Source organism: Mycolicibacterium peregrinum (genome assembly GCF_001665625.1).
Lineage (GTDB): Bacteria > Actinomycetota > Actinomycetes > Mycobacteriales > Mycobacteriaceae > Mycobacterium > Mycobacterium peregrinum_B.
Genome location: NZ_LZSY01000050.1, coordinates 19,126 through 31,120 on the forward strand (window position 1 = coordinate 19,126; position 11,995 = coordinate 31,120).

The 11,995-nt window shown below is 66.7% G+C and carries 9 protein-coding genes and 1 pseudogene; 3 read left to right on the forward strand and 7 right to left on the reverse strand.

Annotation, left to right across the window (positions count from 1 at the left end; all coding sequences use genetic code 11):
- Position 1: 1 nt before the first annotated feature.
- Genes A5779_RS06715 through A5779_RS06725 form a run of 4 tightly spaced genes read right to left on the reverse strand, consistent with a single transcriptional unit; the run spans position 2 to position 4,399 of the window.
- Entirely contained in the window at positions 2 to 613 is a 612-nt protein-coding gene (locus A5779_RS06715; protein WP_003882325.1) for a GTP-binding protein, read from the reverse strand.
- The gene (locus A5779_RS32820) at positions 594 to 959 is read right to left on the reverse strand and encodes a DUF742 domain-containing protein (RefSeq protein ID WP_082448780.1); all 366 of its coding nucleotides are present in this window, start codon (positions 957 to 959) and stop codon (positions 594 to 596) included. The genes A5779_RS06715 and A5779_RS32820 overlap by 20 nt, the downstream gene beginning before the upstream one ends.
- Before the next feature lie 33 nt (positions 960 to 992).
- A complete protein-coding gene (locus A5779_RS06720) occupies positions 993 to 1,400 on the reverse strand; it encodes a roadblock/LC7 domain-containing protein (protein WP_019346515.1) in 408 nt (135 codons plus the stop codon).
- Entirely contained in the window at positions 1,397 to 4,399 is a 3,003-nt protein-coding gene (locus A5779_RS06725; RefSeq protein ID WP_064880185.1) for a HAMP domain-containing sensor histidine kinase, read from the reverse strand. The genes A5779_RS06720 and A5779_RS06725 overlap by 4 nt, the downstream gene beginning before the upstream one ends.
- 331 nt (positions 4,400 to 4,730) lie before the next feature.
- On the opposite strand from A5779_RS06725, the gene A5779_RS06730 reads away from it, so the two are divergent.
- Positions 4,731 to 5,195, forward strand: coding sequence for a tRNA (cytidine(34)-2'-O)-methyltransferase (locus tag A5779_RS06730; protein WP_064880198.1), 465 nt, complete (start codon positions 4,731 to 4,733; stop codon positions 5,193 to 5,195).
- 111 nt (positions 5,196 to 5,306) lie between these two features.
- Here the strand turns inward: A5779_RS06730 and A5779_RS06735 are convergent, their stop codons facing one another.
- Both A5779_RS06735 and A5779_RS06740 read right to left on the reverse strand, forming a co-directional pair.
- A complete protein-coding gene (locus A5779_RS06735; protein WP_064880188.1) occupies positions 5,307 to 5,960 on the reverse strand; it encodes a nitroreductase family protein in 654 nt (217 codons plus the stop codon).
- A 146-nt stretch (positions 5,961 to 6,106) separates the two neighbouring features.
- Positions 6,107 to 6,679 (reverse strand): hypothetical protein, encoded by a 573-nt coding sequence (locus A5779_RS06740; RefSeq protein WP_064880189.1) that lies wholly within the window; start codon positions 6,677 to 6,679, stop codon positions 6,107 to 6,109.
- Positions 6,680 to 6,984: 305 nt separating this feature from the next.
- On the opposite strand from A5779_RS06740, the gene A5779_RS06745 reads away from it, so the two are divergent.
- Complete coding sequence (locus tag A5779_RS06745) at positions 6,985 to 7,950, forward strand: hypothetical protein (RefSeq protein WP_236734667.1); 966 nt, start codon at positions 6,985 to 6,987, stop codon at positions 7,948 to 7,950.
- Here A5779_RS06745 and A5779_RS06750 read toward each other — a convergent pair.
- Positions 7,933 to 11,217 carry an error-prone DNA polymerase gene (locus A5779_RS06750; protein ID WP_064880190.1) on the reverse strand — a complete coding sequence of 1,095 codons (3,285 nt, stop codon included), beginning with the start codon at positions 11,215 to 11,217 and terminating at the stop codon, positions 7,933 to 7,935. The two genes, A5779_RS06745 and A5779_RS06750, sit on opposite strands and share 18 nt — an antisense overlap.
- Before the next feature lie 141 nt (positions 11,218 to 11,358).
- Here A5779_RS06750 and A5779_RS06755 point away from each other — a divergent pair.
- Positions 11,359 to 11,995: pseudogene (locus A5779_RS06755) on the forward strand (hypothetical protein); the annotation flags it as partial.

The following is an 11,995-nucleotide window of genomic DNA, read 5'->3' on the forward strand; positions in this document are numbered from 1 at the left end:
CTCAGCCGGGCAACGCCGACATCGTCGTCAACGAGTACTCGGTGACCGCGATCAGCGCAGCCTTGGCCGAGTTGCGGTCACGGGCGTCCACGGCGACCACCGGGATGTGCTCCGGGAGTGCCAGAGCCTTACGGACTGCCTGGGTGGGATGCTTTGGCGCGTCGTCGAACTCGTTCACCGCGACGATGAACGGCAGCTTGCGGGCCTCGAAGAAGTCGACCGCCGCGAAGCTGTCCTGCAGCCGCCGCACGTCGACCAGGATGATCGCCCCGATCGCACCGCGCACCAGGTCGTCCCACATGAACCAGAACCGTCGCTGGCCGGGGGTGCCGAACAGGTAGAGCACCAGATCCTCGTCCAGCGTGATGCGTCCGAAGTCCATCGCGACCGTCGTGGTGCGCTTGTCCGGGGTGCCGTCCAGGGCGTCGACACCCTCAGACACGTTGGTGACCAACGCTTCTGTGCGCAGCGGCATGATCTCGGAGACCGCACCGACGAATGTCGTCTTCCCTGCCCCGAACCCGCCAGAAATGACGATCTTCGTCGAGGCGGCCCCACGTCGGGGGGCGCCACCGCCGGAGGCCGAGCGGGGTTCAGAGTGCTCGTAGGCCACGCAGGGTCCTTCCAATCAATTCGCGGCGTTCGTCGAAGCTAGCCGAATCATCAAGGGTGGCTTCCACCCGTAGATAACCCTGCGTCACCAAGTCCCCGATCAGCACGCGCGCCACGCCGAGCGGGAGAGATAAATGAGCGGCAATCTCGGCAACCGATGGACTGCCGGTGCACAACTCTACGATCTGTGCGCGCACATCGTGCCCAGTCCAGCGCGGTTCACGTGTCGTGTCGGTTTTTTGTATCGGCGCTTCCAGCGGAAGGTGCACGCGCGAGTCGGTGCGGCCGGCCGTCAGCGTGTACGGCCGCACCAGACTCGGACGGTCAGTAGTTTCCGGTTCGTCCACAGGCACCTCGCGAAGGGCAGAAGGGTCGGGGACTCAGGACGGCTGCGGTGTACGGCGCGAAGACTGCACCACCGCGCCGACCCGTTCGACCAGAATCGCCATCTCGTAGCCGACCTGCCCGATGTCACACGACGGGGCGGTCAGGGTGGCCAGGTTGGAGCCGTCGCCCACCCGCATCAGCAGCAGGTAGCCGTTCTCCATCTCGACCACCGACTGCATCACGTGACCGCCGTTGAACAACTGGGAGGCACCGGTGGCCAGGCTCGCCAGGCCGGAGGAGACCGCGGCGAGCTGGTCGGCCCGCTCGACCGGCATGTGTTCGCTGGCAGCCATCAGCAGTCCGTCGGCCGAAACCAGCACCGCGTGGGACACCCCGGATACCTCGCGGGCGAACTTGGACACGAGCCAGTCCAGGGAGTCGCGCTGCGTCGGACGGGTCATTCGTTATCGGTTCCTCTGGTCTCACGGGCATGCGATCGTCCGGCGTGCACGCCTCCGAAAAGGTTGCTGGTGCTCGTACGGACAGCCTCGGGGTCACGCGGTTTGAACGCCGCGAACATGCCGCTGTCAGGTTCGTCTGCCGATGCTACCGCCTCGAAGCCGTCGTCGGTGCGGTGTACTCCACCGTTGCGGTGACGACCGTTGGACTCGCCGGCCACCCCGACCGCGGCGGCGACGCCACCCGGCACCAGACGGGCGCCCGGCGTACGCATGGGCAGGCCTTCCTCGGTGTGCTCCTCGACGGGCGCGTCCTGCGCCGCGGCAGCCACCGACCAGCCCTTCTCCCAGACGGTCTTCCAGTCCAGGTCGGCGCTGCGCACGTGCGTCGTCGGGTCGATCTCGAATTCCGAGACCATCGACTGATAGATCGAGTCGCCCTCGACCTCTGCGCTGTCGGCCTGGGACACTTCGACGGGTTCTTCCGGTCCCTCGCCGGGATCCGGTATGTGCACACCGTTGACCCCGTTGAGGTCGCTGTGGCCGTTGAGGTCGCTGTGGCCGTTGAGGTCGCCGTGGCCGTTCAGACCGTTGACACCATTGAGACCGTTGACGCCGTTCGTGGCGGCTTGGCCGCGCGAGGCGAAGAACGACGACGTGTTGGTGGGTGACAGACGCCCGGGCTCCGCGTCTTCGTCGGCCGCGGTGTCGGCCCCTGTGTCCGCGGCTGTGTCCGAAGCCGGCTCCGCCGCTGCGCCGATTTGGCCCTTGGCCAGGGCTGCACTCTCTTCGGTGTGCACCGGCCACTGCTGCGGCCACTCGCTGACCGGTTCGTCCTCGGACTCCTCAGCCGGTTCCTCGGCCTCGGGTTCCGGTTGGGGGGCCAGCGTGCCCGGTAGTTCCGAGATACCGCTGGCTCCAGGACTGCGCTGAGGCAGCAGGTCGAACGGAACATCGGCACCGTTGACATGGGGCTCGTCGAGACCGGACCCGAACATAGAGGTGTCGGCGGGATCGGCGTCCAACGACAACGCCGTGGCGATCCCGGCATGGGCATCGACGGGCATGCCATAGGGCAGCTCGTCGACGGCGTCGCCGCCGTCCCGGGCCAACAGCGTCGCCGGGACGTACACCCCCGCCGTCGTGCCCGAGCTCGGTTCCTCGGCGACGGTGCTGCGCAGCCGCACCACCAGACCGTGCTGGGTGGCCAGTCGCCCGACCACGAACAGACCCATGTGGCGTGCGGTGTAGGGGTTGACCTCGCCGCCGGACTGCAGACGGGTGTTGGCGACCCGCAGGTCGGCCGCGGTCATGCCGAGGCCGACGTCGCTGACCTCGATCACCAACGCACCCTTGGCGGCGTGCACGGCCGACACCCGCACCTGCGAGATCGGCGGCGAATAGCGCAGCGCATTGTCGAGCAGCTCGGCCAGCATGTGGATCAAGTCGCCGGCCACGGCACCGGCAATCTCGACGTCGGCCACCGAAGCGGTGACGACGCGCGTGTAGTCCTCCACCTCCGAGGCCGCGGCGTTGATCACCGTCGCCAGCGGGACCGGGCGGCTGTGTTCGCGGGCCAGCTTGGATCCGGACAGCACCAACAGGTTGGCGCCGTTTCGGCGCATGCGGGCAGCCAGGTGGTCGAGCCGGAACAGGCTCTCCAAGCGCTCCGGGTTGTCCTCGTTGCGTTCCAGCTGATCGATGAGCGTCAACTGCTGATCGACCAGTGAGCGGCTGCGCCGCGACAACGTCTCGAACATGTCGGAGACCTGCAACTGCAGCTGCGCCTGCTCGCCGGCGAGGAACACTGCCTGCTCGTGCAGCTCATCGACGGCGTGGGCCACCTGGCCGACCTCCTCGGTGGTCTGCACCGGGATCGGGGTGACCGGAACCAGCTCGCCGCCGGCGCGGACCCGTTCGATCTCCTTGGCCAGATCCTGATGGGCCACCCGTAGGGCGCTGTCCCGAAGGGTCCGCAGCGGACGCACCAGCGAGCGGGCCACCAGCAAAACGATGACCATCGCGCTGACGATGGCGGTCGCAACCAGGATCGCGTCGCGGATCGCGTCGTTGCGGGCGTCGTTGGCCTGGGCCTCGACCGCGGCCGGAATCGCCGAGGTGGTGTTCTCGATGATCTGCCCGGCGATTTTGTCGGTGGCCTGCAGCGAGGCCAGCATGTCCGGGTTACCGACCAGCGGAATGCCCGGGTTGGACATCATCGCCATGCGCTTGACCATCTCGGCGCGAAGTGTGGCCGCCTCCTCGGAGCCACCTCCGAGGACCTTGGTCAGTGCCGCGACCGTGGACGGTTCGGTACCGGCCATCGTGATCATCGAGGTACGCAGCAAGGGTTCCGGCTCGGCACCGCCCGCAGTGACCAGCATCTGCTGGATGGCCATCTGCCCGCGCGCGCCGACCGCCCGGGCCAGCGCCTCGACCTGAGCTTGAAGCGACTGCTGGTTGCTGTGCACCGAACCGGTGATGGCAGCTTCCCCGGTCAGCAGCAGCGGGCCGTAGTTGAGGATGCGCTGACGGAGGTCGATCGAATTCGACATCACGGCATCGACGAGTTCCGGCCCCTTGGTGAGCAGACTGCCCACCGCCTGGCCGACGTCTTCGGCCACCTCGGTTGCTTCCAGACGTTGCTGCAGGTCCAATTTCCGGTCATTGAAAGTGGACATCGCGGCCTGCCCATCGCCACCCTCGGTAGCTGCGATGAGCACACCCTCCATGGCGGCCATGTAGTCGTCGATACCGGGAATCAATTCGGCCCGGTCGGCGGCCAACCGGAGATCTCCGGCAGCGCTGGCACTGGCGTAGATGCGCAAGCCACCGAACGTCGCGGCCAGGATCAGCGGCACGAGGACGATGGCAAGGACTTTCCGGCTGACCGGCCAGTTGGCCGGAGACCAGCGCGAAGGGCGCTTGGCCGGAGCCGATGGTGCTGGGGAGAATTCGACGAGGGTGCCGTCAGCCTGTTTCAGCTGCGTAAAGGCAGTCATCGGCGCCCAACCGCACTACCGGCTGCGTGGCCGCAATTTACTCGTGGGGCGTGATTCATAAGACTTCCTGCTGTTTCCGCCCACGCGGGGGCGGGCGTCAAACGCCTTGGCAATTGCACGAGTATGACAGCAGCTCGCGAGCGTTTCCACAATTCTTACTGAACAGACAGAGTTCGTGACCGAGCTGTAGCGGAGTTGTGTGGTAATCGAGCAAACAGTGATGTGCTTGCCCAAACACCTGCCGATTTACCGCTCCGATTCGCAGGCTGATTCACGCCTGGAATTGCATCCCGATTCGTCACGGGGCGGTCCCCCATACGATCATCATCGGATGTTCCGGGTGATGTTCTTTTCTCCCCGTATCGCACCCAACACCGGCAATGCGATCCGGATGGTGGCGGGCACCGGATGCGAGCTGCATCTGGTCGAGCCGCTGGGTTTCGATCTGTCCGAACCCAAGCTGCGCCGGGCCGGCCTGGACTACCACGACCTGGCATCGGTGACGGTGCACGCTGACCTGGAGGCGGCGTGGCACGCACTGATGCCGGCCCGGGTCTACGCGTTCACCGCGCACGCGTCGACGTCGTTCACCGACGTCTCCTACCAACCCGGCGACGTACTGATGTTCGGCCCGGAACCCACCGGACTGGATGCACAAACTCTGGCCGATCCCAATATCACCGCGCAGGTGCGCATTCCGATGCTCGCCGGCAGGAGGTCGCTGAATTTGTCGAATGCGGCGGCCGTCGCCGCCTATGAGGCTTGGCGCCAACACGGGTTCGCCGGCGGCGTCTAGTTACGCCGCGGGCGTGGGCCGACACGCGACCCACGCCCGAATCCCACAGAGTGTTCATACTCCGGCTTCACAATTTCATCTCGGACATCAGGCGCCCCAGGGCGCCCGGACTCACCAACTGTCCCAGTGCGAGAACTGCTCGGCAGGAAGGCGCTTGGCCTTCTTGAAATCGGTGCCCACGGTGTAGGCGACCGGGAACAGACCCGCCTGGGCGTACCGATCGAACGGGATGCCCAGTAGTTCGGCAGCCTGCTTCTCGCCGTCACCGAGCAGGTGCAGCGTCGTCCAGGCCGATCCCAGCCCCCGCGACCGCAGCGCCAGCATGAAGCTCCACACCGCGGGGAGCAGGGAACCCCAGAACGATGCGCTCATGCCGGCGGGTGCACCGTCGGGACGGCCCTCGAGGCACGGGATCATGAGCACCGGCGCCTTCTCGAAGTTGTCGGTGAGGTACCTGGCGGAACTCGTCACCGCATCCATCTGCTGGTCGCGGATGTCGCCGCGCTGCGGCTTGGGTAGGTCGAGGTAGGGGTTCGCGTTGGCCCGGTAGATGTCAGCCAGAGCCTTTTTCTTTGCCGGGTCTTCGACGAAAACCCATTGCCAGCCTTGTGCATTCGACCCGGTCGGGGCCTGAAGCGCCAGGTCGAGACATTCCATGAGCACCTCGCGCGAGACCGGCTTCTCGAAGTCGAGACGTTTGCGCACCGAGCGCGTGGTGGTGAGGAGTTCGTCAACGGTCAAGTTCAGGTCTGGTTCGGCTGTCATGCCGCGAGACTACAACCGTTCGCCGAACCAGAGAAGCTCCCCAGCAAACTGCTGGGGAGCTTCCAATCATCGTGCGCTGCACTACAACTCAGCTAACCGATGGAGGTTGCGCGCCGACGCCTGTTCGACGACGGCACACGGGCTTTTCAGCCGGCGTTCTCCGAGACCAGGACCGGCTCCCAGCCGTTGGCCTGCGGCTCGTCCGATGACGCATAGTCAACCGAGGACGGGACGGCATGGATGCCGTGATCGTCGCCGGGCAACCCGCCGAGCGCGGCGATGGTGTCGCGGATCTTGGCGGCCTCGGCATCGGTCGGCGTTGCGCCGGCCTCGAGTTCGTCGAGCAGTCCGTCGCGCAGGCCGGCGCCGTTGGCGACTTCCTGAGCCGACAGCTTGGCGTGGACGCGGGTGACGTAGATCTGCTGTCCCAGAGAGGAACCCGGAGCCGATGCGGCGTGGGCCATCAGCGAGTCATACCGCTGACGCACTCCGCTGAGCGCCACGATGACCGCAGGAGACGGCCGGTTGCTGCTGGCCGCCTCGGCCAGAGAGGCACGCAGCTTGCGCAGGCCGGACAGGACGACGTCGGCGCGCTTGTGGAACTTCTTGTCCTCGGGGAAGGGCAGTGCGTCGATAGCAGCGGAATACATGTGCATCGCCGCTTCCGACAGACTGACGATGACCGCCGAATCACCTTCCAGCGTCGCGTTTTGTCCCATGGGCCCTCAATTCTCAAGCGAACAGATCAACAGAAAGTGGGCGGCCGGTTGCCGGACCATCGGGTCCGATTCACCGCCGCTCACGGTGAGCACGCCGATGACACTAGCGGTTTCGGAGCGGCACGTCATCGCTAGGGGCACTTGAAGAATGACGAAAAACAGGGTATGCGGGTGCGGGTGCACCGGCCGGTAGCACACGGCGTCGAGGGTGGCCTTACTCTGAACGCCGGCACGGTGGCAGGCTTGGCCGACGGGAGGTCGACATGGCCGGACTAACTGAATCGACAAGGGCCGCTGAGTCTTCAGTGGGCGCCCCGCCGGACTACGACCAGGTGGGCGAGGTGACCGAGCCGATGCGGGTGGCTGTGGTGGGTCAAGCCGCCTCCCCCAACCCGACGTCGGTCGACACCAAGGCGAACAAGGGATGGCTGGTGTGCGGCGGCCTGACGGGCCTGGCGATCGTCGGTTATCTGGTGTTCGGCCCGGGAGCATCCGGCAGTAAGGCCGAGTGGTTCTTCGGTGGCGTCGTCTTCGTCGTCGTGATGGTGACGATGTGGTTGACCCTCACCATCCAGCGTCAGGCCAAGAACGACATCGCCCAGGCCGACGAGCGGCTGCGCCGTGAGCTGGCGGCCGCCGACGAGCGGTCCGCGCTGGAACTCGCCCTGACCCAGAAATGGCATCGGGCCCAGATGGAATCGCAGCAGAAACTGCACCACGCCGAACTGGTGGCCCAGCACGAACTCGCCCGCATCGAACGCAACAACCTGCTGGAACAACTGCAGAAGCAGGCGATGATCGAGGTGTCCCGCGCGGTGGGCGCACACACCCGGATGCTCGCAACGCTGTGGACCGAAGGCGCGACGCAGCTGCGCAACCCGGACCGCGCCGAACGGGAAGCCGCGATGAACGCGCTCTTCGGGCAGATCAGCCAGGTGGTGAGCGACGTTTCGGTCGAGCTCGACAACGCCCACCTGCTCAGCCAGGACGACCGCCTGCAGGATGCACTCAACCGGGTCAACGATGCGGTCCTGATGGCGATCCAGGTCGCCGAGGATCTGCACGCCGATGTGGTCGAGGGCCGGACCCCGGAGACCAACCCCATCCCGGCCGTCCAACATCTCCTGCACGAGCGGGCCACCGCCGCGCGGCGGCTGGCCTGGTCGCTGCTGCGGACCGGGCTGGAGGACAGCGCCGCTCCGACCGTCGACCCGGACAGCGACCCAGTCGATCTGAGCGCGGATACTCCGCGTTCAGCGGAAGTCTCGTGACCGGGAGCCGACCCTGAGCTCTACCGGCCCCATCCGGTCGGCGATCACGGTGACCGCACCACTGGCGTTCTGCACGATGCCGCGGACCACCAGCGCCGGTGCCGTCTGCGCCAGCTTGCGGTAGCGCGCCCACACCCCCGGCGCACACAGCACATTGACCATCCCGGTCTCGTCTTCCAGGTTCATGAACGTCACCCCCTGCGCGGTCGCCGGACGCTGGCGGTGAGTCACCGCCCCGGCAACCAGAATTCGGGTCCCGTCGACGACGTCCAGCAACTTGTCGGCGGGAATCACGCCCAGGGCGTCGAGGTCGGCGCGCAGGTACTGGGTGGGGTAACTGTCCGGTGAGACACCGGTAGCCCACACGTCAGCGGCCGACAGCTCCAGCGCACTCATCCCGGGTAGCGGCGGCGCGTGCGAGGACGAGCCCACCCCCGGCAGCCGGTCGGGCCGCTGGGTGGCCGCCGCACCTGCCGCCCACAGCGCCTCGCGCCGGCTGATCCCGAAACAACCCAGCGCCCCGGCAGTGGCCAGCGCCTCGGTCTGCGGCACCGACAGCTGCACCCGGTTGGTCAGGTCGATCAGGGTGGCGAACGGCCCGTTGGCATCTCGCTCATCGACCAACCTCCCCGCCAACTCGTCACCGATGTGGCGGACACTGCCCAGCCCCAACCGCACGTCCATGCCGCGGTTCTCGCACGTCGCATAGGCCAGAGATGCGTTGACGTCAGGGCCGTGCACCACCACCCCGTGCCGACGGGCGTCGGCAACCAGGGACTGCGGCGAGTAGAACCCCATCGGCTGAGCCCGCAGCAGAGCCGCGCAGAACGCCGCCGGATGGTGCAGCTTGAACCACGACGAATAGAAGACGAGCGACGCGAAACTCAGCGAATGACTTTCCGGGAAGCCGAAATTGGCGAACGCTTCCAGCTTCTCGTAGATCTGCTCGGCCACGTCGCCGGTGATCCCGTGAAGCTCGGCCATGCCGTCGTAGAACCGGCTGCGTAGCCGCCGCATCTTCTCGGTGGAGCGTTTGGAACCCATCGCCCGGCGCAGCTGGTCGGCCTCGGCCGCGGTGAAACCCGCACAGTCGACTGCCAATTGCATGAGCTGCTCCTGGAACAACGGGATGCCCAGCGTCTTGCGCAGTGCGGACTCCATCGACGGATGGTCGTAGGTGACGGGCTCAAGACCGTTGCGGCGACGGATATACGGATGCACCGAGCCGCCCTGGATCGGGCCCGGCCGGATCAGCGCCACCTCGACCACCAGGTCGTAGAACTCCCGCGGCTTGAGCCGGGGCAGGGTGGCCATCTGCGCGCGGGACTCCACCTGGAACACCCCTACCGAGTCGGCCTTCTGCAACATCGCGTAGACCGCCGGTTCGGACAGATCCAGTTTGGCCAGGTCGACGACGATGCCCTTGTGCTCGGCCAACAGGTCGATGGCGTAGTGCAGCGCCGAGAGCATGCCGAGGCCGAGCAGATCGAACTTCACCAAACCGATTGCCGCGCAGTCATCCTTGTCCCACTGCAACACGCTGCGGTTGGCCATGCGGGCCCACTCCACCGGGCACACGTCGGCGATCGGGCGGTCACAGATCACCATGCCGCCCGAGTGGATGCCGAGGTGCCGGGGCAGATTGGCGATCTGGGTGGCCAATTCGATCACCGGTTGCGGGATGTCTTCCGCCTCCGGCGAGTCCGGACGTCCGTTCCACCGGCTGAGCTGCTTGCTCCAGGCGTCCTGCTGACCCTGGGAAAAGCCCAACGCCCTGGCCATGTCGCGGACCGCGCTGCGTCCGCGGTAGGTGATGACGTTGGCCACCTGGGCGGCGTAGTCACGGCCGTAGCGCTCGTAGACGTACTGGATAACGTTCTCGCGCAAGTCCGATTCGATGTCGATGTCGATATCGGGCGGCCCGTCGCGGGCCGGGGACAGAAACCGTTCGAACAGCAACTCGTTGGCGATCGGGTCGACGTTGGTGACCTTGAGCGCGTAGCAGACCGCCGAGTTGGCCGCCGATCCCCTGCCCTGACACAGGATGTCGTTGTCCCGGCAGAACCGGGTGATGTCGTGCACCACCAGGAAATAGCCGGGAAACTTCAGCTGCTCGATGATGCGCAGCTCGTGTTCTATCTGCGCATAGGCATTTTTCGCATTGTCGACGGGCCCGTAGCGTTCGGCTGCTCCCGCCATGACCAGATGCCGCAGCCAACTGTCCTCGGTATGCCCGGCCGGGATGTCGAACGGCGGCAGCTGCGGAGCGATGAGCGCCAGGCCGAAGGCGCACTGCTCACCGAGATCGGCTGCGGCCGTCACGATCTCAGTACCGAACCGCTGGGCCATCTCCTCCCCGGAACGCAGGTGGGACCCGCCGAGCGGGGCCAGCCAGCCCGCCGCGGTGTCCATCGAGTTGCGGGCCCGGATCGCCGCCATCGCCATGGCCAGCCGGCCTCGGTCGGGTGCCGCAAAGTGTGCACCGGTGGTCGCCACCACCGGTATCCCGAACCGCGACGCCAGCCCGGCCAGGACGGCATTGCGTTCGTCGTCACACGGATGGCCATGATGGGTGAGTTCGATGCTGACCCGGTCGACCCCGAACCGGTCCACCAGATCCGCCAGCGCGGCGGCGGCAGCTTCCGGACCGCCTTCCGAGAGTGCCTGGCGGACATGGCCTTTACGACAGCCCGTGAGGATGTGCCAGTGCCCACCGGCAGCCTCGGTGAGCCCGTCGAAGTCGTAGCGGGGCTTACCCTTCTCACCACCGGCCAGGTGTGCCTTGGCGATCTCGCGAGACAACCGCCGATACCCCTCCGGGCCGCGGGCCAGCACCAGCAGATGCGGGCCGGGTGGGTCCGGATCCTCGGTGCGGGGAACGTTCCCCAGCGACAGTTCGGCGCCGAACACCGTGGCCACGTCCAACTCCCGGGCCGCCTCGGCGAACCGGACCACGCCGTAGAGCCCGTCGTGATCGGTCAGCGCGATGGCCCGCAGGTTCAGCCGGGCCGCCTCCTCGACCAACTCCTCCGGCGTGCTCGCCCCGTCGAGGAAGCTGTAGGCGCTGTGCGTGTGCAGCTCGGCATACGGCACCGAGCCGGGTGCGCGGGAAACCTCGGGCGGCTGATAGCTGCCGCGTTTGCGCGACCAGGCCGGGCTGTCCCCGCCGTCGCCGGCGGGCTCCAATGGCAGGCCGGAACGACGGGGCTTGCCGGTGAGTACCCGCTCCATCTCCGACCAGCTCGGCGGCCCGTTGTGCCATCCCACCCCACCAGTATATCGAACGTCTGTTCGATGCCTGGTCGGTATGCGGTACCAGGTGAAGCCCGATGCAACCCAAGAGATGCCGATCACGCCGTAGCCCCCTACGATGCCTCTGGGCTGGGGATCGGCTGTGAAAGGACGGCAATGGCGTCAACGAAATACATCGGCTATGTCGGTGGTGTCGCGGTGGCGGCAGGAGTCGGCGCGGCGATCGCCGTGGCCGGCCAGGGCACTGCTCACGCTGATTCGACGGACGGTGCGTCCAAGGAGTCGACCGGCAGCACATCCCAGCACGTCAACGCCGGACCCAAGCGCGGAGTTGCCAAGGCCGGCGAGGTCAAGCGCCCCAAGCCATTGTCCAAGGTCCCGTTGGCCAAGGTCAAAGAAAGCGTCAGGGACAACCTCGACAAGCGTGCCGGCAAGATCGACAAAGCCGCTGCCCAGGTCACCGACACCGTCAAGTCCGCCAAGCCGGTGGCCGCCGCGCCCAAACCGAAGCCCACTGCCGAGGAGTTCGAGGCCGGCGAGGTCGCCAAGCTCAAGGACCTGTTCTCCCCCAAGCAGGCCGCAACTCCCAAGCCGGCGCCCGTGGTGGCGGAAAAGCCGGATACCGAGACAGTCGCGCAGCGGGTTGGGGTCCCACGGCGTAGCTGCCTGATCCTGGACCGCCGCGACTTTCGGGGTGACCGAGGTCTTGCTCGTCGGCTGCGCGACAATGATCCCGAGCCGAAAGACATTCCCCCCGAGATCCTGAATCTGCGGGATGCGTTGATGGGCGCCG